A 24807-nucleotide genomic window follows, 5' to 3' on the forward strand; every position below is an offset into this window, starting at 1 on the left:
TCTATTCTCCGAAAAAGGGAACGCATCATATGCCGCCGCCATCGTTAACACGCTACAAAGTCATTCAGACCTGTCACAAGGGTTTGCAAAGCGCGACCACTTCTGTTCGTGGTCCAACAACCAGCGCTTGCGGTGCAGGCCGCCGCCATAGCCCGTCAGCGACGCATTGGCGCCCACCACACGATGGCACGGTACGACAATGCCGATGGGATTGGCGCCGTTGGCCAAGCCCACCGCCCGCACCGCCGTCGGCCGCGCGATGCGCGTGGCAAGGGCGCCGTAGCTGATGGGCGCGCCGCCGGCAATGCCGCGTAACGCTTGCCAGACCTGCCGCTGAAACGGGGTGCCGGCGGTTGCGACCTCAAGCTCGTCGACGGGCCGTAGCTCACCGTCGAAATACGCAGCCAGCGCCTGCCGGGCCGGGGAGGCTGACGAAGCATCGCGCAAGACAATGGCGTTTTTGCCGTACTGGCGGCGCAGCAGCGTATGCATACGGCTTTCATGATCTTTCCAATCCACCGCGCGCAGCCGATGCCGTGCATCGGTCACGATCAGCATCAGGCCGATGGGGGTGGGCGCGCGTTCAAGCAAAAAGACTTCAGGGTCGGTAGTCATCGGGCAGGATCCGGTTGGAGCACGAAAATGCGGCCACGATAGCCGCCCGGGACGGCGGCTGGCTGGCGGTTTTCGGACAGGAATGTCATTGGCACAACAAGGTCCGAAAACCGCTAGATCCGCGCGCGATGGCAGCGCTAGCATGGCGGCATGAACCTTGACCACGACGCCTGCTACCGCGCGATCAGCGTGCGCGATGCCCGTTACGACGGCCGCTTCTTCACCGCGGTGAAGACGACGCGCATCTATTGCCGCCCCGTCTGCCCAGCCCGCACGCCGCTATCGCGAAACGTCACGTTCTTCGGCAGCGCCGCCGCCGCGCAAGAAGCGGGGTTTCACCCTTGCCTGCGCTGCCGGCCCGAAACCGCGCCCGAGCTGGGGCCATCGCGCGACCTGCCCGACAGCGTGGCGCGCGCGCTGACGCTAATCGAGGCTGGCGCGCTGGACGAAGCCGGCATGGATACGCTGGCCGCCAGGCTAGGCGTGGGCGAGCGCCAGCTACGCCGCCTGTTCCGCCAACATCTGGGCGCGTCCGCCGTGACCGTGGCGCAGACCCGGCGCGTGCTGCTCGCCAAGCAACTGATCCACGAAACGCACCTGCCCATGGCCGACATTGCGTTTGCGTCCGGCTTTGGCAGCATCCGCCGTTTCAACGAGAGTTTCCTGGCGCTGTTTGGCCGGGCGCCGGGCGAGCTGCGGCGGTCCGCGCAACCCGAAAGACCTTTCGCGCCGCAAGGTGACATCAAGCTGCTGCTGCGCTACCGCCCACCCTACGACTGGCAGGCCATGCTGGGCTTTCTGCGCCTGCGCGCCATTCCTGGCATCGAGCGGGTGGACGGCGACCGTTATTCCCGCACGATCAGCCTGGATGGCATGCAGGGCACGATCAGCGTGCAGCCCGGCAAGGGCAACGCGTTGCAGGCCACGGTGCGCGTGGCGCGCGTGCACGCGTTGCCGGCCATCATTGCGCGGATCCGGCGGGTGTTCGATCTGGGCAGTGATCCAGTGGCGCTTGCCGCGCAGTTCGCGCACGACCCGATACTGTCCGCGTTGATCGCCGCGCGCCCCGGCCTGCGGGTGCCGGGCGCGTGGGACGGCTTTGAATTGGCGATGCGCGCGGTGCTGGGCCAGCAGATCACGGTGTCGGCGGCGATCCGGTTGGCGGGCAAGCTGGTGGCCGCGCACGGCGCCTTGCTGGCACAGCCGGAGGACGGGCTGACGCATGTGTTTCCCACGCCCGAGGCGGTGGCGCCCGCCGAGCTAGCCGTGCTGGGCATGCCGCGCAGCCGCGCGGCCACCTTGTCCGCCGTGGCGGCGGCAGCGGTGGCGGACCCGAATTTGTTCGAACCCGGCAGCAGCCTGGACGACGCCGTCTCGCGGCTGCGCGCCATCCGGGGCATCGGCGAATGGACGGCGCAATACATTGCCTTGCGGCAACTGCGTGAACCCGATGCGTTTCCCAACGCGGACATCGGCCTGATCCGGGCCTTGGAAAAATTGGAATCGCGCGCCTACACGCCCAGGCAACTGCTGGCGCGTGCCGATTCATGGCGGCCCTGGCGGGCCTATGCCGCGCAGCATTTGTGGTCGGCGGGATGATGGCTTAACCGGATCCGGCTGAACCGGATTCAGGCTGAACCGCATCCAGGCCGGCCGCATCCGGCCTACCAGCGCGCTTGCGTGTCCTGCTGGAAATAGCCGACCAGGAAGTCCACGAAGATGCGGACCTTGGCCGATAGATGATGGCGTTCCGGGAACACCGCGTAGATGTCCGCCTGCGGCAGCGCGTAGTCTTCCAGCACGCGCACCAGGCGGCCGCTGCGCAGGTAGCGCGCCAGATCCCATTCGGCACGCTGCAAGATGCCCAGGCCCGCCAGGCCCCAGGTCAGCGTCACTTCGCCGTCGTTGCTGCTCAGCGCGCCGCGCACCTTCACGGTTTCGCTGCGGCGCCCCTTGGTGAAACGCCACAGGCTGTAAGCATCTTCGTTTTGCCGCAGCACGATGCACTGATGGCGCGCGAGGTCGTGCGGCGTGGTCGGCACACCATGCGTCTTCAGGTAGCCGGGGGACGCGCACACCAGCCGGCGGTTGGGCGCGATCTTGCGGGCGATAAGACGTGTATCGGGCAGGTCGCCAAACCGGATCGCCACATCGAAAGCGTCGCGCACGAAGTCGGCGGGGCTGTCGGTCAACTGCAATTGCAGCGTGACGTCGGGATATTTCTGCGCGAACTCGGCAATGGCGGGTGCGATGTAGCTGCGGCCAAAACCCAGCGGCGCGTTGACCTTCAGGCGCCCGCGCGGGCTGTCCTGGCGACTGGCGATAAGCTGATCCAGGTCTTCGATTTCATCCAGGATGCGGCGCGCGCTTTCCAGGTAGACCTCGCCTTCGGCGGTCAGGCTCAGGCGCCGGGTGCTGCGGTTGAACAAGCGCACACCCAGCCGCGCCTCGATCTGCGCAAGCCGTTTGCTGACGGCCGCCGGGGTCACGTCCAACTGGCGGGCAGCGGCGGACATGCCGCCCGCGCGCGCCAGCTCAACCACCAATTGCAGTTCGCTGGAGTGCCCCATGGCTAGCGGCCGGGGCGCTTAGTCGCGGAAGTTCTCGAACTGCAGGGGCAGGTCTACGTCGGTCTTTTTCAACAGCGCGATGGCGGCTTGCAGGTCGTCGCGCTTCTTCCCGGTAATGCGCAGCTTGTCGCCGTTGATCTGCGATTCCACCTTGAGCTTGGCGTTCTTGATGGCGGCGATCAGCTTCTTGGCCACGGGCTGTTCAATGCCCTGCTTGATGGTGACCTTCTGGCGCGCGCCGCCCAGGTTTTCCAGCGGGTCGGCCACGTCCAGGCAGCGTACGTCGATGCCGCGCGCCGACAGGCGGCCGCGCAAGATGTCGAGCATCTGCTTGAGTTGAAACGCGCTGGAGGCAACCTGAGTCACGACGAAGCCTTCCAGTTCGAACTTGGCCTCGGTGCCCTTGAAGTCGAAACGGGTGGCGAGTTCGCGATTGGCTTGGTCGATGGCGTTGGTAAGTTCGTGTTTGTCGACTTCGGAGACGACGTCAAAAGTAGGCATGACACGGGTCCTGTTGGTGATGAGTGAAATTAGGCCGCCTATTTTACCGGCCCTGGCCCGGGCTTCACATCGTCACCTCCTCGCAACGACATCGCTTCACATCGTCAACACCAGTAGGCGGTCCTGTTGCAGCGGATGCGAGATCACCTGCGCGTCGATACCGAACGCCAGATACAGGTTGGCGGCGGTCAAGACCTCCCCCGGCGTGCCCTGCGCGATATCGCGGCCGCCGCTCAGCAGCAGCAGGCGGTCGCACCAGCGCGCGGCCAGGTTCATGTCATGCAGAATCACCAGTACGCCCGTATTGCCGTCGTGCGCCAGTTGCCAGGCGCGGCGCAGCAGGTCGGTTTGATGCTTGGGGTCCAGGCTGGCGGTGGGTTCGTCCAGCAGCAGGTAGCGCGCCTCACCGGGCGCGCGCGCGGCGTGGCATTGCACCAGCACGCGCGCGAACTGCACGCGCTGCTGTTCGCCGCCCGACAGTTCGGGATAGCGGCGGCCACCCAGGTGGGAAGCGTCGGCCAGGTCCAGCGCCTGCGTGACCAGCGCATCGACCTGGGCGGGCGCCAGTTCGGGAAACGGGTACGCGCCCATGGCGACCACTTCGCGCACGTCCAGGTCGAAGGTCAGACCCGGCTTTTGCGGCAGGACGGCGCGGCGCCGTGCTTGCCGCGCCAAGGCCATGTCGGCAAGCGCGGCGCCGTCCAGGCTCAACTGGCCGGCATCCGCCGAGAGTTCGGCCGCCAACGCCCCCAGCAGCGTGGATTTGCCCGCGCCGTTGGCCCCCAGCAAGCCCACGACTTCACCAGGGCGGACCGCCAGCGACACATCGGTCAGGATGCGCGTGCCGCCGCGCGACAGCGTCAGTTGGTGTGCGGCAAGCGTCATCCCAGCCTCCGTCCACGCGCCAGCAGCCACAGGAAGAACGGGCCGCCCACCAGCCCCGTGACCAGGCCGATCGGCAATTCGGCGGGTACGACAACCGTGCGGGCCATCCAATCGGCCAGCACCAGCGCCAGCCCCCCGGCAAGAACCGTGGCGGGCAGCAGCCAGCGGTGATTGGCGCCCAGCGTCATGCGTACCAGGTGCGGCACCACCAGCCCTACAAAAACGATGGTGCCGGTAGCCGCCACCAGCGGGCCGACGATCAGCGCGCTGGCCAGCACCAGTTGCGCGCGCACGCGCTTGAGCGCGTAGCCCAGGTGCTGGGCCTCGCGCTCGCCCAGCAGCAAGGCGTTCATGACGCGCCATTGGCTGATCAGCCAGGCGCTCATCAACAGCACCCACGGCCCCAGGAAGGCCAGCACATTCCAGTTGGCCCCGCCCAGGCTGCCCATGTTCCAGAACGTCAGGTCGCGTAGTTGCGCATCGGTGGCCACGAAGGTGAACAGCCCGATCACGCTGAACGACATCGCCGTGATGGCCACGCCCGCCAGCAGCAAGCCCGCCACGCCCGGCACGCGCCGGCCCACGGCGTAGGCGCACATCGTTGCCACCAGGCTGCCGACGAAGGCCGACGGCGCGGTGATCCAGAAGCCGCCCGAAGTCAGCACAATGGCGGCCACTGCCCCCAAGGCCCCGCCCGCCGAAATGCCGATCAGCCCGGGCTCGGCCAGCGGGTTGCGAAACAGCGCCTGCATGGCCGCGCCCGAGATCGCCAGTCCCGCGCCCGCCACCACCGCGAACAGCACGCGCGGCAGGCGGATGTCGACGAGCACATTGCGCCACAGGGCGTTGTCCGGCGTGGCCGGCCCCCACAGCAGCGCGGGCAGTTCGCGCAGCGGTATCGACACCGCGCCGTGGGCGCGGGCGGCCAGCACGGCCAGTACCAGCGCCACGGCCAAGAGGCCCAAGGCCAAGGGCGCGCTAACGCGCCATGACATGGGCAACCTCTTGCTTGAGCTGGGTCAGCGCCAAGGGCAGGCGCGGCCCCATGCCCAGGATCAGCAGGTCGTCCATGACCACCACGCGGCGCTTGGCGGCCGCCTGCGAACCGGCGATACCCGGCTGGGCCAGGAATTTTTCCATGCCGCCTCCGGCATCCAGCGACGCCTGCGTCACCACGATCAGGTCCGGCCCCAGCGCGCCGATGGCCTCGGCGGACAAGGGCTTGTAGCCTTGCTGCCCGTCCAGCACATTGACCAGCCCCGCCAGATGCATGACTTCGTTGGCGGCGGTGTCGCGGCCCGCGCCCTGCGGCGTGCCGGTGCGGTTCAGCAGCAGCAAGGCGCGCGCGCGCGTGGCCGGGATGGCTTCGGCGCGCGCGAGTTCGCGGGTGACCTCGTCCACCATGCGCTCACCCGCGGGCGCGCCGCCCAGCGCCTCGGCCACGGCGCGGATGCGCGCCTTCAGTGAATCCACCGACGGCGCATCCGATACGGTGACCACGCGCACGCCCACGCCAGCCAGCCGCTTGAGCGCGTCCGGCGGCCCCGCCTGTTCGGACGCCAGCACCAGGTCGGGCTTGAGCGACAGCACGCCTTCCACCGGCACGGCGCGGTAATAGCCCACGCGCGGCAGCTTGGTGGCGGCCTCGGGGTACAGGCTGGATAAATCATCGCCCACCAGCCTATCGCCCTCACCCAAGCCATAGACGATTTCCGTGACGCTGCCGCCCAGGCTCACCACCCGGCTGGGTTCGGCGGCATGCACGCTCACCGCGACGACCCAGCCCAACGCAATTGCCAACCATTTTTTCATCAAGCGTCCTTACAGGATCTTCAAAGCGTTCTTAGGTCGTCTTCAAACCGCCAGCGGCGCGCCGCACAGGCCCACCATCAATTCGCGCCAGCCCGTCAGTTCCGGCTTGCCGGGTTTGCGCTCGCCAAAGAACTGCACGATCAGGTCGCCCGTGGCGGCGTACACCTCAAGCGAGGTCACCCAGCCGTCGGACGTGGGCTTGTTCACTACCCAGGCCGAGGCGATGGCGGTGGTGTCCAGATGCAGGTTGAACTTCGGGTCCAGCACGTTGTACCAAGGGCCGGTGCGGCGCAGTTGCTGGACGGGGCCGGTGTGGATCTGGATCATGCCGCGATTGCCCACGAAGCACATGATGGACAGGCCCGATTCCGCCGCCGACTGCAACATGCGTTCAACGGATTCCGCCGGCACGGGCTGCGCCAGGTCTTCACCGGCCGCCGCCAACGCCGCCAGGCGCGACACCTTGAACTTGCGCAGCAGCGGGAAGAATTCGTGCGTGTCCTTCATGCCCAGCCAGGCCTCGCGCCAGCTTGCCGCGTCATCGACCTCGTCCGCATCCGTGGCGGGCGCATAGGCTTCGGTGGTGGGCCATTGCGCGTCGCCCGCGAACTTTTGCACCAGCGCGTCGTAGGCGGCGGCATCGGTGGCCTCGGTGCGGTAGACCTTGTGCACCGCCCCGCCTGCGCCGTCGAAGAATTGCAGGCTGTGGCGGCCGTCCTGCTCAACCGCCCAAGCGGATTGCCACGCGGTGAAGAACACGCGCAGGTCAATGTCGGGCCCCAGCACCAGGCCCACCGGGCCGTCGGCCTGGATATCCAGATACGCGCCGTGGCGCTCGTGCACGCACCAGTCGTTGCGCGTCAGCGCCATTACTTCGCCCAGCGTGCCCAGTTCGCGGAAGATGTCTTGCGGCGCGCCGTGCAGCGCGGTGGACCTCACGCCGCCACAGCCCGCGGCGATCCACTCCGCCTCGGATACGCCCAGCGCCTGCGCCAGGTTGCGGGCGCGCAGGCCCGGCTGCGACGCGGCCAGCGTTTCGTTGCGGGCGCGCAGTGCTTCGGCGCGGGTGTTGAAATCTTGATTCGTCATCGTAGGCCTCCAGCCTTGGGTGTTGCTTGCGCTTCGATATGCAAACTGCCGCCCCCGGCCCAATGCCGGGGGCGGCGCGAGATCAATACTGGTACGTCAGCGACACGCGCACGCTGCGTCCCGGTTCCGTGTACCAATCCACCGTGCGCGGCAAGGCGAGCGAACCCGCCGTCGGCACGTTGATGGCTTCCCAATACTTCTTGTCGAACAGGTTGAACACGCCTGCCTGCACTTGCAGCCCCTTCACGGCGGCGGGCCGCCAATAACCCATCAAGTCCACCACACCATAGCCCGGCGCTTGAAAATCGGCATTGGGCGCGGTGGCCGATGCATCCGGGTATTCGACCTTGTCGCGCTTGAGCGCGGTGGTGAGCATGGCATCCACGCCCCACACATCGCGGCCATAGCCGACGCCCAGAATGGCCTTCAGCGGCGCCACCGAATTCAGGTATTGCCCGGTGCCTTCATCCTTGCCCACGGCCCACGCCAGCGAACCCCAGGTGCGCCAACCCGGCGAAAACTTCCAGTGCGCGCTGGCCTCGGCACCATAGATGCGCACCTTGGCGCGGTTGACGTTGCCCGTGATTCCCAGCGGATATTGCCCCGCCCAGCCCGCCTGCCATTGCGGCGAATTGGGGTCCAGCGGCTGATTGCTATCAATGAAGTTCTGATAGCGGTTATCGAAGAACGATACCGCACCGCCAAGCGCATCAGACCCGATCTTGGCGCCAAGTTCCCAGCCCTTGCTGGTCTCGGGTTTCAGGTACGGATTGCCCACGCGCAGATAGGTGCCAGGGCCGCCATAGTTGGTGTAGAGCTGGCTGGCGCTGGGCGCCTTGAAGCCGTAGGCGTACTGGGCATAGACGCTCAGTTCGTCCATCGCCTTCCACGTGGCCAGCAGCTTGGGCGAGAAGCGGCTGCCGCTGTTGGACGGCGGCAGCGCGCCCGCGTTGGGATTACTGTCGTAGCTGTCTGTGGACTGCGGCTTTTGTTGGTAGTGGTCGTAGCGCAGGGCCGGCATGACGGTGTAGCGGCCGTCGGCGAAGCTGAACTCGTCTTGCACCCACAGCGCCCATTGGTCGCCCTTGGACTGCGGCACGTCGGCCTGGTTGGTATGCAGCATGTCGCAGGCACGCGGGCCGAACGGCGCCGGCAGGCCCGGGCGGATGGTCGGGCAATTGTCGTAGCCGCTGGAATTCTGCTCGGTCTTGTTGCCATACCATTCGCCGCCCACCGTCCACAGTTGCGACACGGACGTGCCGGCGAAGCGCTTGGTCAGTTCGCCGTTCACGCCGAACAGCGTCTGCTGGATGGAGTTGCTGCGCCCGTAGGGACCGCTGGGAAAGCCGTAGCGGAACGGGTCGCCGGGAATGATGCGGGCGCGCGAATCGACACTGCGCACGCCGTCCAAGGAGTTGTCCAGCCGCACGCGCTGCCAGTAGACGATGGCGGTGGCCGTGTCGATCAGGCCGCCCGCGCTGGGCGCCTGGTAGGAATAGTCGAACGACACGCGCTCGCGCTCGGTTTCTTTCTTGGTGCTGTTTTCGCCATACAGATAGCTGGTGCCCGCGCCCTGCTCGAACATGTTGTCGATGTCGGCATTGCGCTTGAAGGTTTCGCCCGTCAGGCCGAAGCGGTGGCCGCCTTCCACGCGTTGTTGCAGCTTCAGCAGGAAGCTGCGCTGGTCATAGTTTTCGGGGCTGGGTTCGCTGCGTTGCGGGCCGTAGCCGCCCACGTCGCCCCGGTTGTCCAGCGCGTGGCCGTTGCGCACGCCGGCCTGCACCAGCCAGAAGGTATTGCTGTGGATCTGCCCCGCCAGCGCCGCGTTGGCGCCCCAGCTTGAATCGGCGGAATCGTAATCGGTCTTGGCCAGCGCGCCGAAGGTCTTGCCGTCGGTGAGCAGGTCGGACGGGTCCAGCGTGCGCAGGTCGGCAATGCCCGAGATGGCGCCGGAACCGCCGCCGGTGGCGTCCGCGCCGCGCACGATGTCCAACCGCGACAGGCTGTTGAAGTCCACGGCTTCCAGGCCGCCCTTCACGCCGCGCGCGCCGTCATCCAGCCACGGCAACCGGATGCCGTCCACGCGGGTCAGCACGCGGTCTTGGTCCAGGCCACGAATGTTGATGCTGTTGGTGGTCCGGTTGAAGCTCACGCCGGCTTCGGCGCGCTTGCCCAGGTCGCTCCAGTTCTTGATCTGCAAGTCGTCCATGCGCTGACGGTCGGTGCTGGTTTCCCAGGCGGGCGTGATCAATGCGCCCTCGCCTTCCACCTTGACGGGCGCCAGTTGCGTCACGCCGGGCTGCGGGGCGGCGCGCAGCACGAAGACGCCCGCGCTACGTTCCTGCACGGCCAGGCCACTGCCCTCCAGCAATTGCGCGAAGCCGTCCGCCACGGAGTAGGTGCCCGCCAGGCCCGATGTGCGGCGTTGCCCCACCAGCGCGCCATCGAACAACACCGTCACGCCCGCGCTGTCGGCAAAGCGCGGCAGCGCCTCGGCCAGCGTGCCCGCCGGAATGCGATAGCTGCGCGCGGCGCTGGCGCTGGCTTGCGTGGATTGTGCCTGGGCGGCGGCCAGCGGCAGCGGCGCGGCGGACACGGCGACAAACGCCAAGGCGGCATGCACGGCGCAAGTCAGGTGAGTGACGCGATGCGCAGCTTGCGCGGGTCGGGAGCCGCTTGCGCGGCCGGCGGGAAGATAAGCCATGGTCGTCCTTTCGATCCAACGGGTATCGGCATTCGTTTGCCCATACAGACCATGACCCGCGTGATTTTGAAATCGGACAGCTCGCGCGCGGGTATTTTGTAACAGAGACTCATTCACGCTGACGACGCGCGCGGACCGATGGTCACCCAATAGGGGGTGCGGTAGCGCACTTGCACCGGCAGGGTCGCGGGCAAGGCAGCAAGCACGGCGTCGGTGTCGTTCAGTTGGAAGGCGCCGGATATGCGCAGATGCGCGACTTCGGGATCGCAGCGCAGCACGCCCGGGCGATACCGGCCAAGCTCCTCGGCGAAGGCATCCAGGCGCAACTGGCTGGCGTGCAGCACGCCGCGCATCCAGTCGCCGGCGTGCGGATCGGCGGGTGATGGGTGGGACAAGCCGGCTTCGCTCAGGCTGGCTTGCTGGCCCGTCGACAGATTCAGGAATTGCCCGCCCCGGCTTAGGCGCACGCGGCCTTCCTGCACGCTGACCTGGCATTGCACGCCGTCCTGCCGCACACAAAAGCGCGAAGGCGGCGCTTCGATGTCGCCCAGGCGGGTGCGGACGACGAAGGGGCGCGGTTGTGCATGGGGAGCTGCCGCCGAATCGGCCACGGAATCGACAGCGGAGCTAGCCGCTGAATTGCGCACGGGATACGCCACCGAGTCAGCCACAACATGCACGGCGATTTCGCCGGCACGCAGCCGCAGCAGGCGCGTGGTGGCATCGAAGGCCACGTCCACCGCGCTGGCGGTATTCAGTTGCAGGGTGGACCCGTCGGCCAGCACCACGTCGCGCCGCTCGCCGGCGCCGCTGCGGTAGTCGGCCGTCCAATTCATGGGGTCGGCGCGCCACGCCGCCCAGCCCACCGGCCCCGCCACCATCAGCGCCACCAGGGTCTTCAAGGCCGCGCGGCGCGATGACAGTTCGGGCCGGTTCAAGGTGGCCATGCCCAGCGCCGACGGGATCAGTCCAAAGCGTTCATTGACCCGTTGCGCGCGTTGCCAGGCGTGTTCGTGTTCGGCCTTGCTGGCCCGCCACTGATCGCAAGCGTGCACGTCGGCAGCCGTGGCGCGGCCCGAGCTCAAGCGCAGCAACCAGCGCGCGGCTTCGCGCGCCACATTGCGTTCGACGGCGGGCAGTTCGCCGCCCACGCCGTTCAACTCACCGCCATGATGCATTGCTCGAACCCTCGGGCGATATAGCGGTGCACGGTGCGCAGCGACACGTTAAGCCGCTGGGCGATTTCTCCATGGCTCAGGTCTTCCAACTGCGCCATCAGGAAAGCCTGGCGCGCGGGCAGCGACAGCCCGGCCAGCATTTCATCAATTTCCTGCAGCGTTTCCAGAATGATCAGGCGCTGCTCGGCGGGCGGCGCAATCTGTTCCGGCATCAGCGCCAGTGCTTCCAGATAGGCGTTTTCGACCGAGCGGCGCCGATGATGATTCAGCAGCAGGCGCTTGGCGATGGTGGTGAGATAGGCGCGCGGTTCACGCAGCGCGTCCAGATCGTGGCGATGACGCAGCACACGCACGAAGGTGTCCTGGGCCAGGTCGGCGGCGTCGAAGGTGTTGCCCAGCTTCGCGCGCAACCAATTTTGCAGCCACCCGTGGTGGCTGCGGTACAGACATTGGACGGTGTCGCCTGAAGCGAGCACAGGGTTCGGCACGACGGGCTCCCAGTACGCTAAAACACAAATAACAATCAATCTCATTCTAATTGCAAAACCAGGTTTCCGGTCAAGTCCAAGCGAAACACGACGGCGGAGATATCATGCGGACAGACCGGCCGCGCCCCGCGGCCCCCTTACCGACCGGGCTGGCTCCATGATCTATAGCGTCTTGAAATTCATCCACGTGATCGCCGTGATTCTGTGGGTGGGCGGCATGCTGTTCGCGCACTGTTTCCTGCGGCCGGCGGCCGCGCAGTTGGAACCCAAGACGCGCCTGACGCTGATGGCCTCGGTGCTGCGGCCCTTTCTGAACGCGGTGCTGGTGGCGATCGTGCTGATCCTGCTGACGGGCGCGTGGATGATCGGGCAGGCAGGCAGCCTGGCGGCGCAGACCGGCGGCGAATTCTTCATGCCGCGCAGTTGGACGCTGATGGCGACCGGCGGGCTGGTGATGATGGCCATCTTCGGCCATATCCGCTTTGCGCTGTACAAGCGCCTGGCGCTTGCGGTGGCCGCGTCGGACTGGCCCAAGGGCGGTCAGGCCATGGCGGGAATCCGCCGCTGGGTGGGCGTGAACCTGGTGCTGGGCATCGTCGTGGTGGGCGTGGCGTTCCTGGCCTAGCCTGCCATCGGCCGGGCAGCGGCTGGTATCGGAATTCTTTCGTTTGGTGCAATACGCCGTACATCCGTGGCGGACACACTGGGGATGACTCTCGCGGGTCACCTCAACAACGATAAGGGATTCCCCATGATCAAACGCGCATTGCACCTGGCCGCCCTCGGCCTGTTCGCCACCTCGTTCGCTGCCCCGTTCGCCACCCACGCCGCCGAAGCCATCGACAACAGCGCGCTGGACAAGCCCGAGTTCCGCAGCCACAAGGCCACTTACGGCGTGGTGTACCGCCTGCCGCAAGAGGTCAACGCCGTGCTGGACGCCAAGGTGAATGGCGTCTTGAAGCAGGACCTGCTGGCGCTGGGCCTGAAGACCGAGGCCGACACGCCCAACCTGCCGCACGTGACGGTGGTGCATATCCACAGCGCCGCCCCCCCCCCCCCCGCCCGCATGCTGAAGGCGCTGCCCAAGCCGCCCGCGCCCTTGCAGGTCACGCTGAAGACCTTCTACCCGACCGAAGCCGCCAAGGATGCGGGGCACCCGTGGTGGCTGGACCTGGGCGTCGTCAAAAGCGGCCAGGGCTTCGAAGACATGATGCGCTACAACACCGTGGCCACCGCCGCGCTGGCGCCCTTGCGCGACGGCCCCCTGCCGCGCGTGACCGGCCCCGTCTACGCCAAGATGAGCGACGCCGGCCGCGCGCTGGTCAAGACCATGGGCGTCAGCGGCGTCAACGTGATGCAAGACGGCAAGGAACTGCGCGCCCACAACCCGCACACCACGCTGGTCTACAGCCTGGCGCGCTACGACACCCGCTTGCAGGACGCCATGAAGCAGGAATCCGCCAAGTTCAACGCGGTGCTGCCCGACGGCATCAACACCACGTTCAAGGACGTTTCCATTGTCGAAATCGGCTTTGCCGGCAACGTCGTGCGCGAGATCTATCGCGTCAGCCTGGAAGACGGCTCGGTGATTGACGTGGCCACGGGCAAGAAGATCGGCGCCTGAACGCCTGCTTGGCCCCGGTGCGGGCCAGGTGGAATTGGGCAAGGAACGGGCTGCCGACTGCTGCCATTCCGTGGCAGCATTACGCCATTCCCGCCACGCGCCCTTTCCCCATGTCCCGCACCGAACGACTTCTGGACCTGCTCCAGACCCTGCGCCGCCACCGCCTGCCCGTCAGCGGGCATCGGCTTGCCGCCGAAATGGGCGTCAGCCTGCGCACGCTGTACCGCGACATCGCGACGTTGCAATGCCAGGGCGCGGAAATCGAAGGCGAGCCGGGCGTGGGCTACGTGCTGCGCCCCGGCTTCATGCTGCCGCCGCTGATGTTCAGCACCGAAGAAATCGAGGCGCTGGTGCTGGGCACGCGCTGGGTCGCGGGGCGTTCGGACGAGCGCCTGGGCATGGCGGCGCGCAACGCGCTGGCCAAGATCGGCGCCGTGTTGCCGCAGGAACTGCGCGATGAATTGGACGCCATTCCGCTCTTGGTGGCGCCCAGCGCCATCGCGGTGGTGGACCGGGTGGACGTGGCGCTGATCCGCCAGGCGATACGCACGGAACACGCCCTGCACATCAGCTACCGCGACGACAAGGGCTCGGATTCCGACCGGGTGATATGGCCGTTTGCCCTGGGCTTTTTCGACAGCGTGCGCATCGTCATGGCCTGGTGCGAGCTGCGGCAGGACTTCCGCCATTTCCGCACCGACCGCATCGCCACGCTGACACCCGGCGAGCGCTATCCCCGCCGCCGCCACGTGCTGCTGAAGGAGTGGCGCGCCATCGCGCAGGAGTCGCAGGATTGCTGAATACTGAAGTGCTGAAGGCTGAACTGCCGACGCACACTACTGCCAAAAACTGACAGTACCCCTGCCTAAGATGCGTGCATCCCTCACCCAGGAGCGCGTCATGTCTCGCACAAACCCCGCCGACACCAATCTCGTCATCTTCTACGTTGAAAAGCCGCAGACCAGCGCGGCGTTCTACAGCGCCCTGCTGCAACGTCCGCCGGTTGAAAGCACGCCTACGTTTGCGCTCTTCGTGCTGGACTCCGGCTTGAAGCTGGGCCTGTGGTCGCGCTACACGGTGGAGCCCGCCGCGGCGGGCCGGGGCGGCGCGTCTGAACTGGCGTTCTGCGTGGCGGATGCCGACGCGCTCAACCAGCGCCACCTGGACTGGAGCCTGCGCGGCCTGCCGATTCTGCAAGCGCCCACCAACATGGATTTCGGCCGCACCTTCGTGGCGCTGGACCCCGACGGCCACCGCCTGCGCGTGTTCGCGCCGGCACACGAACCGGCCACGGTGGCGGAACCCGCCGACACCGGGGCCGCGCATGCCCTTTGATCCGGCCCAGGCCGCTGATCAACCGCGCTGCTGGCGGGCTTGAAGCACCACGGCTTCGCCGCGCTTCTTGAACAGCACCGCATACAGCACGGCCAGGATCAGCAGGAACGGCACGCCGAACACCAAGGTCATCTGGAACACGTTGGTGAAGTACGTAGTGACCAGGATCGCCAGCATCGCCACCGCGCCCAGCAACGTCAGCACCGGAAAGCCGGGCATGCGGAACGACAGCGCGCCGCCGCCTTCGCGTGCCCAGCGGCGGCGAAAGAAGTAGTGCGTCACGAAGATCATCATCCAGGTGAACAGCGCGCCGAACATCGAGATGGCCATCATCAAGGTGAAGGCCGTGTCGGGGTACATCACCTTCAGCACCACGGCGATGGCGATACCGCTGGTGGACAGCAGCAGCGCATTCAGCGGCGTGCCGCTTTTGGTCAGGCGGCCGAACAAGGCCGGCGCATGGCCCGCGCGCGACAGGCTGAACATCATGCGCGTGGTGATGTAAAGCTGGCTGTTCATGGCCGACAAGGCCGCCACCAGCACGATGAAGTTGATGACGCCCGCCGCGCCCGGGATGTCCAGCGCCAGCATCACCTTCACAAAGGGGCTACCTTCCTTGCCGGCTTCGTTCCAGGGCACGATCGCCAATATCAACGCCAAGGTCAGCAGGTAGAAGACGACCAGCCGCACGATGGTGGCGCGAAACGCTTTCTTCACGGCGCGCTCGGGGTCTTCGGCCTCGCCCGCGGCCACCGCGATCATCTCGACGCTAAGGTAGCTGAAGATCGAGATCACCACGGCAATCCACATGCCCCACATCCCATTCGGAAAGAAGCCGCCGTGCGCCGTGTACTGCGCCACGCCGTACTGCGGGTTGCCCCACACGACATACGCGCCCAGGATGATGAAGGCCACGATGGCGGTGATCTTCACGGTAGAGAACCAGTATTCGATGGTGCCAAACGCCTTGACGCTCATCGCGTTCACCAGGATCAGCGCCCCCGAGAACACGCACACCCATAGCCACCCCGGCACATCCGGGAACCAGAAATGCATGTACTCGGCCACGGCGGTGACCTCGGTGCCCACCGCCAGCACCACGCAGGACCAGTACGCATAGCGCACCAGAAAGCCGGCCAGGGGGCCGATGTAGTGTTCGGCATAGGCGCCGAACGACCCGGACGTGGAATGCGCCACCGTCATTTCCGCCAGGCAGCCCATCAGCAACAGCGTGATCAGCCCGCCAATGGCGTAGCTGATGATGACGCTGGGCCCGGCAAAGCCGATGGCGAATTTACTGCCCAGAAACAGGCCCGTGCCGATGGCCCCGCCGATGGCGATCATGCTCATCTGGCCCGAGGTCAAGCGCCGCTTGAGCCCCTGTTCGCGTTCGGCGATCTGGCCGAATCCTTGTGGTTTTTTCATTGTCTCCTCCTGCATTGCCCCCTCCTCCAGTGCGCTCGCTTTATGGTGGTGATGCCGGTTCGGCCCCGCGAGATGGGGCCACGCTCTCTGGCGTTCAGGTCACGGTCGAGCGTTGCTTGTATTCCGGCTTGTCCCAGGCGCGCGTGTCCAGCACGTCTTTCAGGATGTCCACGGCGTCCCAGACGTCGGCATGGCCGAAGTACAGCGGCGTCAGGCCAAAGCGCAGCACTTCGGGCTCGCGGTAATCACCGATCAGGCCGCGCGCGATCAGCGCCTGCATGACCTCGTAGCCATTGGGATGCAGGAAGCTCACGTGGCTGCCGCGTTCGGCATGCGTGCGCGGCGTGACAAGCGTCAGCGGATGGTCCACGCAACGTTCCTCGACCAGCTTGATGAACAGGTCGCCCAGCGCCAGCGACTTCGCACGCACCTGCGCCATGTCGGCGGCTTGCGCCACGTCCAGCCCGCATTCCACCAGTGACAAGGACACGATGGGCTGCGTGCCGCACAGGTAGCGGCGGATGCCGCCGGCCGGCTCGTAGGCCACGGCCATGTCGAACGGGCGCGTGTGGCCCCACCAGCCGGACAGCGGCTGCCAGAAGTCCTTGGTGTGGCGCGGGGCCACCCAGATGAAAGCCGGCGAGCCGGGGCCGCCGTTCAAGTACTTATAGGTGCAGCCCACGGCGAAGTCGGCGTTGGCGCCGTTCAGGTCCACGGGCACCGCGCCGGCCGCGTGCGCCAGGTCCCAGATGGTGAGCGCGCCGCGCTCGTGCGCCAGCGCCGTCACTGAAGCCATGTCGTGCATCTGGCCGCTGCGATAGTTGACGTGCGACAGCAGCATGACGGCAACCGAGTCGTCCAGCGCCTTGTCCAGCGGCAGCTCGTCGTCGATCAGGCGCATCTCGTAGCCCTGCTGCAGCAGGTCGATCATGCCCTGCACCATATAGAGATCGGTGGGGAAGTTGTCGCGTTCGGACAGGATGACGCGGCGTGCCGGCTGCTGTTGCTGCTGAATGCGCAGCGCGGCGGCCAGCGCCTTGAAGATGTTCAGCGAGGTGGTGTCGGTAACGACCATTTCGCCGTCGCGCGCGCCCAGCAGGCTGCCCAGCTTGTTGCCCAGGCGCGCGGGCAATTCGAACCAGCCGGCCGTGTTCCAGCTACGGATCAGGTCGGTGCCCCATTCCTGCGTGATGACGCCGGCGGCGCGGGCGGCAGCGCCCTTGGGCATCACGCCCAGCGAATTGCCGTCCATGTAGAGCACGCCGGGTGGCAGCTCGAAGCGGTCTTTCAGGGGGGCCAGGGGGTCTTTCCGGTCTGCGGCGACGCAGTCTTCGCGGGTAGTCATGCGGTGCTCCTTCGGGCAATATGCTGCAAACAGGATAGCAGCGCCATGGGGCCTGAAAATTGCAAAACCAGGCGTGGCTTACCCTAGGATTCCGCATTCAATTGCGCCAAACTTCCATTTTTAGAATTGGATTGCACCATGCAGCTAGACGCCACCGACCAGCGCATCCTGGTCCGCCTGCAAGAGAACAGCCAGATCAGCAACCAGGACCTGGCCGAGCAGGTGGCGCTGTCGCCATCGGCCTGCCTGCGCCGCGTGCGGGCGCTGGAAGAAGCCGGGTTCATCCGCAACTACCGGGCGGTGCTGGACGCCGACAAGCTGGGGTTTGAATTGGAAGCCATCGTCCACGTGTCGCTGGACCAGTCCCGCCCGGGGTGGCACGAGGCCTTTCTGGCCGGCATCGCGGCGCACGACGAAATCACCGAAGCCAGCATCGTGACCGGGGCGTCGAACTACATCTTGTCGGTGCGCACCCGCAACCTGGCGGCGTTCTCGCAGTTTGTCGAAGACAAGCTGAGCAAGATCGCGGGGGTACGCGACCTGTGTTCGCATATCGTCATGCGCAAAGTGAAAGACCGGGGCGGCATGCTGCCGCTGGCGGCGTGGCGCTAAGCCGCCCCGAATCGTAGAAATCCGAATACCGTGACAAAGTGGCAGGCCGAGCCCGCCATCACGAACAGATGCCAGATGCCGTGGGCATGCCGCCAGCGCTGGTCTTTCACATAGAACAGCGTGCCCACCGTGTACGCGGCCGCGCCCGCCAGTAACCAGGTCAGGCCCGCCGACGACAAGGCGCCCGCGATCGGGGCGGCGAATATCACCCCCAGCCACCCCATGGCCAGATACAGCGGCAGGGCTGGCGCCGCACCGCGCGCCCACCACAGTTCACGGCTGATGCCGATGGCCGCCAGCAGCCATATCGCCACGCCCATGGCCGCGCTCCAGGCGTGGTCCACGGGCCCGAAGGCCAGCGGTGTATAGGTGCCCGCAATCAACAGGTAAATGGCGCAGTGGTCGGCCTTGGCCCAGCGCGCCTTGTAGCGGCCGCGCGTGCAGTGATACAGCACCGACGAGGCGTACACCGCAATCATCGAGGCCGCGAACACGGCGCAACTGATGATCTGCCGCGTATCCACTTTCAGTTCCGCCGCGCGCGCGATCAGCGCACCGGACGCGGCCACGGCCATTGCCAGGCCCGCCAGATGCGTGGCGCCATTGAATCGTTCGCCTTCGTACATGTGTCCTCCCAGCGCGCCGGTGCCATGCCGGCCCTGGCCATCATGGGCCCGCCGTGTGACACGTTGACGTCACCGGCGGGCGCGCCCGGAGCTCAGGCGATGAAATCCACCGCGGCGGGAAAACCTTCCACCGCGCGCGCCGCCAGGATGGCGCGCTGCACCGCGATGGCCATGGCTTCGGCCGCCATCACGCCCAGCAGCATGACGTTGCCCGGCTTGCCGGACGTGCCGGTGCCCAGCGCAAAAATGGTGTCGCCGTCCAGCATGGTGTGGATGGGGTTGATGCTGCGGGCCAGCCCGTCGTGCGCCATGCCCGCGATTTTCTGCGCCTGCGCCTTGGTCAGCGTGGCGTCGGTGGCCACCACGCCGATGGTGGTGGCCGTGCCCGCGCGCATCGACCGGGGCAGGTCGCCGGCCAGGATGGCCGCGCGCGTATCCAAAAACTGCTTGCCGTCCGCCGTGCGCGCGCCGGCCAGGATGCGGCCGGTGGCCGGGTCCAGCACGTCGCCCACCGCGTTGACGGCCACAATGGCGCCCACCGTCACGCCCGCCACCGTCAGCGACGCGCTGCCGATACCGCCCTTCATGGCGCGCTTGGGTCCGTACAGCTTGCCCACGGTGGCGCCCGCGCCCGCCCCCACGTTGCCTTCTTCAGGCGCATCGGTCGACGCCGTTTTGCACGCCTGGTAGCCCGCCGCCGCGTCTGGCCGGATCGACGCATCGCCCACGCCCAGATCGAACAGGATGGCCGACGGCACGATGGGCACGTGCGCCACGCCCACGTCAAAGCCGATCTTTTTTTCCTCCAGGTAACGCATCACGCCGCTGGCGGCGTCCAGCCCGAACGCGCTGCCGCCCGACAGCACGATGGCATGCACTTTTTCCACCATGTTGACGGGGTTGAGCAGGTCGGTTTCACGGGTGCCGGGCGCGGCGCCGCCCACGTCCACGCCGCCAATCGCGCCCGCTTCGGCAATGATGACCGTGCAGCCGGTGGGGCGGCGCGTGTCGGTGTAGTGCCCCACGCGCAGGCCCGCAACCTGGGTGATGCTGCCGCCCCCGGGCAGCAGCCGCGAGCCATTGGCTTGGGCGGGCATGCCGCCCGCCAATGCCGCCGCGCCCGCGGCGGCCGCCATGAAGGTCCGCCTGTTCCATTGCTGTTCCAAACCCATCTCCCTTTGCTTGCCGTTTACTTGAAGTTCACCTGCGATGTCGCTGTCTGCGCCCGAAGCGTCTCATGCCGATCGGAAACTTGTTAATGACTGGAAGCTATATTTTTACTATTCCTTATGCTTTGTGGAAAAATAGGCGCGTTGCTAGAGTGCGGCTATGACGGGGGCCCCGTGCATCACGGTGCCCTCCAAAATGACACCGATCTTCCGGAGCATTGCCATGAAACTCTTACGCTCGTTGTTCATCGCCGGCCTGATCCAGGCCTCTGCCCTGGGCGCCGCCCATGCCCAATCCGGGTTGGACCAGATCAAGTCCGCGGGCACCTTCAAGATTGGCACCGAAGGCACCTACGCCCCCTTCACCTTCCACGACGCATCGGGGCAGCTTACCGGTTTTGATGTAGAGATTGGGCGCGCCATTGCCGAACGCCTGGGCGTCAAAGCGCAGTTCGTGGAAGGTAAGTGGGACGGCCTCATCGCCGGCCTGGACGCCAAGCGTTACGACGCGGTAATCAATCAGGTGGGCATCACCGACGCGCGCAAACAAAAATACGACTTTTCTGATCCGTACATCTCGTCGGCCGCCGTGCTGATCGTGCGCGATGACAACACCAGCATCAAGTCGTTCGCCGACCTGAAGGGCAAGAAGTCGGCCAACACGCTGACCAGCAATTTCGGCAAGCTGGCGCAAAGCCATGGCGCGGAAGTGGTGGCGGTGCAGGGCTTTAACGAAGCCATTGACCTCTTGACCTCGGGCCGCGTGGAAGCCACGGTCAACGACAACCTGTCGTTCCTGGACTTCAAGAAGCAAAAGCCGAACGCCAAGGTGAAGATCGCCGCCACCGACAAGACCGCTGAATTCAGCAACTCGGGCGTGCTGATCCGCAAGGGCAACCCCGAACTGCAAGCCGCCATCAACAAGGCGCTGGCGGACATCAAGGCCGACGGCACCTACAAGACCATTTCGGTCAAATACTTCGGCACGGACTTGTCGGCGCAGTAAGCCGCGGACACGCACATGACGCTACCTACCTGGCTCCAGGCCGTCATCCCCGATTGGCTGTTGGCGCAGATCGGGTCATGGACCGTGCCGGCCTGGGTACAGTTGATGGCCGATTCGTTCTGGCCGCTGCTGCACGCCGGGCTGGTGTTCACCGTGCCCCTGACCTTGATGTCGTTCGCGCTGGGCCTGGCGCTGGCGTTCGTGGTGGCGCTGATCCGGTTGTTCGGGCCGGCGCCGCTGGTGGCGCTGGTGCGCTTCTATGTGTGGCTGATCCGGGGCACGCCGCTGCTGGTGCAGTTGTTCGTGATTTTCTACGGCCTGCCCAGCGTGGGCATCGTGCTGGATCCCTTGCCCGCCGCGCTGATCGGCTTCACGCTGAACGTGGGCGCCTACAACTCCGAAGTCATACGTGGCGCCATCGAATCCATCACCAAGGGTCAATGGGAAGCCGCCTACTCGCTGAGCATGACGCGCGGCCAGGCGCTGCGCCGCACGATCCTGCCGCAAGCCGCCCGCGTGGCGGTCCCGCCGCTGTCGAACTCGTTTATTGCGCTGGTCAAGGACACGTCGCTGGCGGCGGTGCTGACGGTGCCCGAGATCTTCCAGGCGGCGCAGCGCATCGCGGCGGTCACGTATGAACCGCTGATCCTCTATACCGAAGCCGCGCTGATCTACCTGGTGTTCAGTTCCGTGTTGTCCGCCGCGCAAGTGCGCCTGGAACGGCGCTTTGGCCAGCACGCGGTGTTTTCCGAGAAGACCCGATGATACGGCTGCAGAAAATCGAAAAGGCGTTTGGCGGCAATCCGGTGCTCAAGCAGGTGGACGTGAGCATCGCCGAAGGCAGCGTCACCGCGCTGATCGGCCCGTCCGGCAGCGGCAAGAGCACGCTGCTGCGCTGTGTGAACCTGCTGGAAGTACCCGATCGAGGCACGCTTGCTATCGGCCCGGAAAGCATCGACTTCGAACCCGGCAAGAAGCTGACGCGGGAACAGGTGCAGCGCGTGCGCAGGCAGACGGGCATGGTGTTCCAGAATTTTCAGTTGTTCCCGCACCAGACGGTGATCGGCAACGTCATGGAAGGCCTGCTGACCGTGCAGAAGTGGCCGCTGGACCGCGCCCGCGCGCGTGCGGAAGAATTGCTGAAGAAAGTGGGCATGTCCGAAAAGGCCGACGCCTGGCCCGCCAACCTGTCTGGCGGACAACAACAGCGCGTGGCGATCGCGCGCGCGCTGGCGCCGGCGCCGCGCGTGCTGCTGTGCGACGAACCCACGTCCGCGCTGGACCCGGGCCTGGCGGCCGAAGTGGTGGATGTGCTGCGTCAGTTGGCTTCCGAAGGCATGACCATGCTGATGGCCACGCACGACCTGCGCCTGGCCGCCAACGTGTCACGTGAGGTGGTATTTATATTGGATGGCGTGGTGGTCGAATCCGGCGATTCCCGCACGCTGTTTTCCCGGCCGAAGGATCAACGGACGGCGGCGTTCATTTCAACGCTGACACAAGACAATCCCTCGTAGGATGGGTGCAGCGCGAACGACCCTGCCCAAGAACACCATTGCCGTTCGCGCGAAACCCATCAACCGGCGGGGAACGATGAACCGCGACCGTGAACGTAAAGCCTCGACCGCGAACGTTGAACCGCCCTACAAAAAAACCTGCGTGATGGCCGCGGTGGTGAAAAACGCCATCGTCGCATGATGGGTTTCGCGCGATCCATGGTCGTGTTCTTGGCCACAACCTGCCGCGCTGCACCCATCCTACCGGTGGGATCAACCGCTCGTCCGTCGTAGGATGGGTGCAGCGCGAACGACCCTGCCCAAGAACACCATTGCCGTTCGCGCGAAACCCATCAACCGGCGGGGAACGATGAACCGCCCTACAAAAAACCTGCGTGATGGCCGCGGTTGTGAAAAACGCCATCGTTGCATGATGGGTTTCGCGCGATCCATGGTCGTGTTCCTGGCCACAACCTGCCGCGCTGCACCCATCCTACCGGTAGGATCAACCGCTCGTCCGTCGTAGGATGGGTGCAGCGCGAACGACCCTGCCCAAGAACACCATTACCGTTCGCGCGAAACCCATCAACCGGCCGTGAACGTTGACCCGCCCTACAAAAAAACCTGCGTGATGGCCGCGGCGGTGAAGAACGCCATCGTTGCATGATGGGTTTCGCGCGATTCAATGTCGTGTTCCTGGCCACAGCCTGCCGCGCTGCACCCATCCTACAGTCGGACTATCCCATCGACCCGCCATGCATCATCGTGGCGGCAAATTTCCTGCCGGATCTACCGCTTGGCCGTTGTAGCGGAGCTCGAAGTACAGGCCTACCTGCTTGCTGTCGCTGTTGCCCATTTCGGCGATTTTCTGGCCTTGTTTTACGCTCTGGCCTTCCTTGACCAGCAGCTTGCGGTTGTGCGCGTAGATACTTAGAAAGCTTGCGTTGTGCTTGACGATCACCAGATGGCCATAACCGCGCAGGCCGCTGCCGGAATAGGCCACGGTGCCGCTGGCGGAGGCGACCACCGGCGTGCCCGAGCTGTTGGAAATAACGATGCCGTTGGAGCCGCCGCCGTCATATCCGCGCGTGACCTTGCCCTGTGCCGGCCATACCAGCGAGATCGCTCCGGGAGGCGCCGTGCGGCGCTTGCCGGACGATGCGGATGCGCGCGACGAGCCGGCGGGTTTTGATGCCGACTTGCTGGGCGTGGAGGTGCGGGCCTGTCCGGCGGGCGGCTCCACCCGCAGCATCTGCCCCACTTCGATCGTGTTCGAATTCGATAGGCGATTCCAGCGCACCAGATTGCTGACGGAGGTGCCCTGCTTGCGCGCGATCTGCGTCAGCGTGTCGCCCGACTGCACCCGGTAGTAGCCAGGCTGAACTTTGGTGGTGCCGCACGCCGACAGCAGCAAAGCCAGGACCACGATGCAAAGGCCCATCCACAAGCGCGCCCGAGTCCGCGTCGGACGGGACCGCGCCGTCGAGGACGTTGCAAGAACAGGCACGTACACGGTCGGGACGGACAGGGAAAGCACTGAAACTTGAGGCACAGAGGTAGGCAATGGTTGGGGCTGAACGATCGGATAGGAACGAGCAAGAACGGCAAACACCCGCTAGACACGCAGAAATCAACGTACGCGCGTTAAACAATAGCAAGCGCGAGCAAGCCGGTTGGCAAGCGGGACAGCCAGCCGGCTAGCAAGAAGGGTACCAAGATTTTTGCGTGGCCGGTGCCGCGCCGGGCCATGCTGAGCGCCGGGCCGCGCAGTGCACTGGGCCGTGCAGTGCGCCAGGTCTTGCCGTGCCAAGCCGTGCTTGGCCGCACTCCGGGCCGCGCAGGCCCGCGCCGGGCTTCGACTAGAATGCCGCTATGTCCGAATTCACCCGCCTCTTCCGCTTCAGGAGCGCCGTGCGCGCCCGGGGCGTGTTGTGGCTGGCGCTTTTGGCCTTGACGCTCCGCGCACTGGTGCCCACCGGCTACATGCCGGATGCCAACGCGCTGCATGAGGGCCGGTTGGAAGTCACCTTCTGCTCGGCCGCCGGCGAATTGTCCACGCTGGATCTGGTGCTGGACAAGCGCGCCCCGGGCGGCCCGACCCCACACGATGCCGCCGAAACCGGCGCGCAATGTCCCTTCGGATTGTTGGCGCATGTGGCGCCGGCGCCTACGCCCACCGTCACCCCCATTCTGTTGCCCGTTGGCCGGCCCGCGCCGCCCGCGGCCACGTATCGCGCCCTGCCCCCGCTGGCCGCCCACGGCCCGCCGCTGGGTTCGCGCGCCCCGCCCTTCTTGGCTTGACTCCGACTGCCCGCGCGGCTTGGCCG

25 protein-coding genes are annotated in these 24807 nt (G+C 66.1%); 10 read left to right on the plus strand and 15 right to left on the minus strand.

Going from position 1 to position 24807, the window contains the following annotated elements; translation table 11 throughout:
* Positions 1–60: 60 nt before the first annotated feature.
* Positions 61–615, minus strand: coding sequence for a methylated-DNA--[protein]-cysteine S-methyltransferase (locus tag ACE04A_RS20425; protein WP_448716770.1), 555 nt, complete (start codon positions 613–615; stop codon positions 61–63).
* Between the two features lie 150 nt (positions 616–765).
* Here ACE04A_RS20425 and ACE04A_RS20430 point away from each other — a divergent pair, with 150 nt between their 5' ends.
* The gene (locus ACE04A_RS20430) at positions 766–2214 is read left to right on the plus strand and encodes an AlkA N-terminal domain-containing protein (RefSeq protein ID WP_485820450.1); all 1449 of its coding nucleotides are present in this window, start codon (positions 766–768) and stop codon (positions 2212–2214) included.
* Between the two features lie 65 nt (positions 2215–2279).
* Here ACE04A_RS20430 and ACE04A_RS20435 read toward each other — a convergent pair whose 3' ends face one another.
* From ACE04A_RS20435 to ACE04A_RS20475, 9 genes are all read right to left on the minus strand, one after another.
* Positions 2280–3185, minus strand: coding sequence for a LysR family transcriptional regulator (locus ACE04A_RS20435; RefSeq protein WP_259249689.1), 906 nt, complete (start codon positions 3183–3185; stop codon positions 2280–2282).
* A gap of 18 nt (positions 3186–3203) precedes the next feature.
* Positions 3204–3686, minus strand: a complete 483-nt coding sequence (locus ACE04A_RS20440; protein WP_259249690.1) for a YajQ family cyclic di-GMP-binding protein — start codon at positions 3684–3686, stop codon at positions 3204–3206.
* 96 nt (positions 3687–3782) lie between these two features.
* Positions 3783–4571 (minus strand): heme ABC transporter ATP-binding protein, encoded by a 789-nt coding sequence (locus ACE04A_RS20445; RefSeq protein WP_448716772.1) that lies wholly within the window; start codon positions 4569–4571, stop codon positions 3783–3785.
* On the minus strand, positions 4568–5566 hold the full coding sequence (locus ACE04A_RS20450) for a FecCD family ABC transporter permease (protein WP_485820451.1): 999 nt from the start codon (positions 5564–5566) through the stop codon (positions 4568–4570). Before ACE04A_RS20450 ends, ACE04A_RS20445 begins: the two co-directional genes overlap by 4 nt.
* Positions 5550–6383, minus strand: coding sequence for a heme/hemin ABC transporter substrate-binding protein (locus ACE04A_RS20455; RefSeq protein WP_485820452.1), 834 nt, complete (start codon positions 6381–6383; stop codon positions 5550–5552). The genes ACE04A_RS20450 and ACE04A_RS20455 overlap by 17 nt, the downstream gene beginning before the upstream one ends.
* Before the next feature lie 42 nt (positions 6384–6425).
* A complete protein-coding gene (locus ACE04A_RS20460) occupies positions 6426–7472 on the minus strand; it encodes a hemin-degrading factor (protein WP_485820453.1) in 1047 nt (348 codons plus the stop codon).
* Positions 7473–7554: 82 nt separating this feature from the next.
* On the minus strand, positions 7555–10176 hold the full coding sequence (locus ACE04A_RS20465; RefSeq protein WP_485820454.1) for a TonB-dependent receptor: 2622 nt from the start codon (positions 10174–10176) through the stop codon (positions 7555–7557).
* 113 nt (positions 10177–10289) lie between these two features.
* On the minus strand, positions 10290–11354 hold the full coding sequence (locus ACE04A_RS20470) for a FecR domain-containing protein (RefSeq protein WP_485820455.1): 1065 nt from the start codon (positions 11352–11354) through the stop codon (positions 10290–10292).
* Positions 11333–11842, minus strand: a complete 510-nt coding sequence (locus ACE04A_RS20475) for a sigma-70 family RNA polymerase sigma factor (RefSeq protein WP_050450060.1) — start codon at positions 11840–11842, stop codon at positions 11333–11335. Before ACE04A_RS20475 ends, ACE04A_RS20470 begins: the two co-directional genes overlap by 22 nt.
* A 157-nt stretch (positions 11843–11999) precedes the next feature.
* Here ACE04A_RS20475 and ACE04A_RS20480 point away from each other — a divergent pair, with 157 nt between their 5' ends.
* The 4 genes from ACE04A_RS20480 to ACE04A_RS20495 all read left to right on the plus strand — a co-directional run bounded on the left by ACE04A_RS20480 (position 12000) and on the right by ACE04A_RS20495 (position 14801).
* Complete coding sequence (locus ACE04A_RS20480) at positions 12000–12467, plus strand: CopD family protein (RefSeq protein ID WP_279995206.1); 468 nt, start codon at positions 12000–12002, stop codon at positions 12465–12467.
* Positions 12468–12593: 126 nt separating this feature from the next.
* Positions 12594–13466: a hypothetical protein gene (locus tag ACE04A_RS20485; protein ID WP_485820456.1), complete on the plus strand. Its 873-nt coding sequence runs from the start codon at positions 12594–12596 to the stop codon at positions 13464–13466.
* A 110-nt stretch (positions 13467–13576) separates the two neighbouring features.
* Positions 13577–14266 carry a helix-turn-helix transcriptional regulator gene (locus ACE04A_RS20490; protein WP_259249707.1) on the plus strand — a complete coding sequence of 230 codons (690 nt, stop codon included), beginning with the start codon at positions 13577–13579 and terminating at the stop codon, positions 14264–14266.
* A 100-nt stretch (positions 14267–14366) separates the two neighbouring features.
* Positions 14367–14801, plus strand: a complete 435-nt coding sequence (locus tag ACE04A_RS20495) for a VOC family protein (protein WP_448716780.1) — start codon at positions 14367–14369, stop codon at positions 14799–14801.
* A gap of 18 nt (positions 14802–14819) precedes the next feature.
* Here the strand turns inward: ACE04A_RS20495 and ACE04A_RS20500 are convergent, their stop codons facing one another.
* Positions 14820–16226: an amino acid permease gene (locus ACE04A_RS20500; protein ID WP_448716782.1), complete on the minus strand. Its 1407-nt coding sequence runs from the start codon at positions 16224–16226 to the stop codon at positions 14820–14822.
* Positions 16227–16320: 94 nt separating this feature from the next.
* Positions 16321–17571: a kynureninase gene (kynU, locus tag ACE04A_RS20505; protein WP_485820457.1), complete on the minus strand. Its 1251-nt coding sequence runs from the start codon at positions 17569–17571 to the stop codon at positions 16321–16323.
* A gap of 138 nt (positions 17572–17709) precedes the next feature.
* On the opposite strand from kynU, the gene ACE04A_RS20510 reads away from it, so the two are divergent.
* Complete coding sequence (locus ACE04A_RS20510) at positions 17710–18183, plus strand: Lrp/AsnC family transcriptional regulator (protein WP_279995201.1); 474 nt, start codon at positions 17710–17712, stop codon at positions 18181–18183.
* Here ACE04A_RS20510 and trhA read toward each other — a convergent pair.
* The gene (trhA, locus tag ACE04A_RS20515; RefSeq protein ID WP_259249716.1) at positions 18180–18809 is read right to left on the minus strand and encodes a PAQR family membrane homeostasis protein TrhA; all 630 of its coding nucleotides are present in this window, start codon (positions 18807–18809) and stop codon (positions 18180–18182) included. The genes ACE04A_RS20510 and trhA overlap by 4 nt on opposite strands.
* 92 nt (positions 18810–18901) lie before the next feature.
* Positions 18902–19945, minus strand: a complete 1044-nt coding sequence (locus tag ACE04A_RS20520; RefSeq protein WP_485820458.1) for a P1 family peptidase — start codon at positions 19943–19945, stop codon at positions 18902–18904.
* Between the two features lie 256 nt (positions 19946–20201).
* Between ACE04A_RS20520 and ACE04A_RS20525 the strand changes: the two genes are divergently transcribed.
* The 3 genes from ACE04A_RS20525 to ACE04A_RS20535 all read left to right on the plus strand — a co-directional run bounded on the left by ACE04A_RS20525 (position 20202) and on the right by ACE04A_RS20535 (position 22501).
* Entirely contained in the window at positions 20202–20984 is a 783-nt protein-coding gene (locus ACE04A_RS20525; RefSeq protein WP_279995199.1) for an amino acid ABC transporter substrate-binding protein, read from the plus strand.
* An 84-nt stretch (positions 20985–21068) separates the two neighbouring features.
* Positions 21069–21749, plus strand: coding sequence for an ABC transporter permease subunit (locus ACE04A_RS20530; protein ID WP_039884473.1), 681 nt, complete (start codon positions 21069–21071; stop codon positions 21747–21749).
* On the plus strand, positions 21746–22501 hold the full coding sequence (locus ACE04A_RS20535; protein ID WP_448716784.1) for an amino acid ABC transporter ATP-binding protein: 756 nt from the start codon (positions 21746–21748) through the stop codon (positions 22499–22501). Before ACE04A_RS20530 ends, ACE04A_RS20535 begins: the two co-directional genes overlap by 4 nt.
* A 739-nt stretch (positions 22502–23240) precedes the next feature.
* On the opposite strand, the gene ACE04A_RS20540 is transcribed toward ACE04A_RS20535, so the two are convergent.
* Positions 23241–23921, minus strand: a complete 681-nt coding sequence (locus ACE04A_RS20540) for a peptidoglycan DD-metalloendopeptidase family protein (RefSeq protein ID WP_100857626.1) — start codon at positions 23919–23921, stop codon at positions 23241–23243.
* A gap of 431 nt (positions 23922–24352) precedes the next feature.
* Between ACE04A_RS20540 and ACE04A_RS20545 the strand changes: the two genes are divergently transcribed.
* Complete coding sequence (locus tag ACE04A_RS20545) at positions 24353–24781, plus strand: DUF2946 family protein (RefSeq protein WP_448716785.1); 429 nt, start codon at positions 24353–24355, stop codon at positions 24779–24781.
* The last annotated feature ends 26 nt before the right edge of the window (positions 24782–24807 follow it).

The sequence above is a fragment of the Achromobacter colocynthidis genome (assembly GCF_057334535.1).

Excerpts from the sequence above, each read along its gene's own strand:
- ACE04A_RS20425 (WP_448716770.1), bottom strand. The coding sequence starts at position 615 with ATGACTACCGACCCTGAAGTCTTTTTGCTTGAACGCGCGCCCACCCCC.
- ACE04A_RS20430 (WP_485820450.1), top strand. The coding sequence starts at position 766 with ATGAACCTTGACCACGACGCCTGCTACCGCGCGATCAGCGTGCGCGAT.
- ACE04A_RS20435 (WP_259249689.1), bottom strand. The coding sequence starts at position 3,185 with ATGGGGCACTCCAGCGAACTGCAATTGGTGGTTGAGCTGGCGCGCGCG.
- ACE04A_RS20440 (WP_259249690.1), bottom strand. The coding sequence starts at position 3,686 with ATGCCTACTTTTGACGTCGTCTCCGAAGTCGACAAACACGAACTTACC.
- ACE04A_RS20445 (WP_448716772.1), bottom strand. The coding sequence starts at position 4,571 with ATGACGCTTGCCGCACACCAACTGACGCTGTCGCGCGGCGGCACGCGC.
- ACE04A_RS20450 (WP_485820451.1), bottom strand. The coding sequence starts at position 5,566 with ATGTCATGGCGCGTTAGCGCGCCCTTGGCCTTGGGCCTCTTGGCCGTG.
- ACE04A_RS20455 (WP_485820452.1), bottom strand. The coding sequence starts at position 6,383 with ATGAAAAAATGGTTGGCAATTGCGTTGGGCTGGGTCGTCGCGGTGAGC.
- ACE04A_RS20460 (WP_485820453.1), bottom strand. The coding sequence starts at position 7,472 with ATGACGAATCAAGATTTCAACACCCGCGCCGAAGCACTGCGCGCCCGC.
- ACE04A_RS20465 (WP_485820454.1), bottom strand. The coding sequence starts at position 10,176 with ATGGCTTATCTTCCCGCCGGCCGCGCAAGCGGCTCCCGACCCGCGCAA.
- ACE04A_RS20470 (WP_485820455.1), bottom strand. The coding sequence starts at position 11,354 with ATGCATCATGGCGGTGAGTTGAACGGCGTGGGCGGCGAACTGCCCGCC.
- ACE04A_RS20480 (WP_279995206.1), top strand. The coding sequence starts at position 12,000 with ATGATCTATAGCGTCTTGAAATTCATCCACGTGATCGCCGTGATTCTG.
- ACE04A_RS20485 (WP_485820456.1), top strand. The coding sequence starts at position 12,594 with ATGATCAAACGCGCATTGCACCTGGCCGCCCTCGGCCTGTTCGCCACC.
- ACE04A_RS20490 (WP_259249707.1), top strand. The coding sequence starts at position 13,577 with ATGTCCCGCACCGAACGACTTCTGGACCTGCTCCAGACCCTGCGCCGC.
- ACE04A_RS20495 (WP_448716780.1), top strand. The coding sequence starts at position 14,367 with ATGTCTCGCACAAACCCCGCCGACACCAATCTCGTCATCTTCTACGTT.
- ACE04A_RS20500 (WP_448716782.1), bottom strand. The coding sequence starts at position 16,226 with ATGAAAAAACCACAAGGATTCGGCCAGATCGCCGAACGCGAACAGGGG.
- kynU (WP_485820457.1), bottom strand. The coding sequence starts at position 17,571 with ATGACTACCCGCGAAGACTGCGTCGCCGCAGACCGGAAAGACCCCCTG.
- ACE04A_RS20510 (WP_279995201.1), top strand. The coding sequence starts at position 17,710 with ATGCAGCTAGACGCCACCGACCAGCGCATCCTGGTCCGCCTGCAAGAG.
- trhA (WP_259249716.1), bottom strand. The coding sequence starts at position 18,809 with ATGTACGAAGGCGAACGATTCAATGGCGCCACGCATCTGGCGGGCCTG.
- ACE04A_RS20520 (WP_485820458.1), bottom strand. The coding sequence starts at position 19,945 with ATGGCGGCCGCCGCGGGCGCGGCGGCATTGGCGGGCGGCATGCCCGCC.
- ACE04A_RS20525 (WP_279995199.1), top strand. The coding sequence starts at position 20,202 with ATGAAACTCTTACGCTCGTTGTTCATCGCCGGCCTGATCCAGGCCTCT.
- ACE04A_RS20535 (WP_448716784.1), top strand. The coding sequence starts at position 21,746 with ATGATACGGCTGCAGAAAATCGAAAAGGCGTTTGGCGGCAATCCGGTG.
- ACE04A_RS20540 (WP_100857626.1), bottom strand. The coding sequence starts at position 23,921 with ATGGGCCTTTGCATCGTGGTCCTGGCTTTGCTGCTGTCGGCGTGCGGC.
- ACE04A_RS20545 (WP_448716785.1), top strand. The coding sequence starts at position 24,353 with ATGTCCGAATTCACCCGCCTCTTCCGCTTCAGGAGCGCCGTGCGCGCC.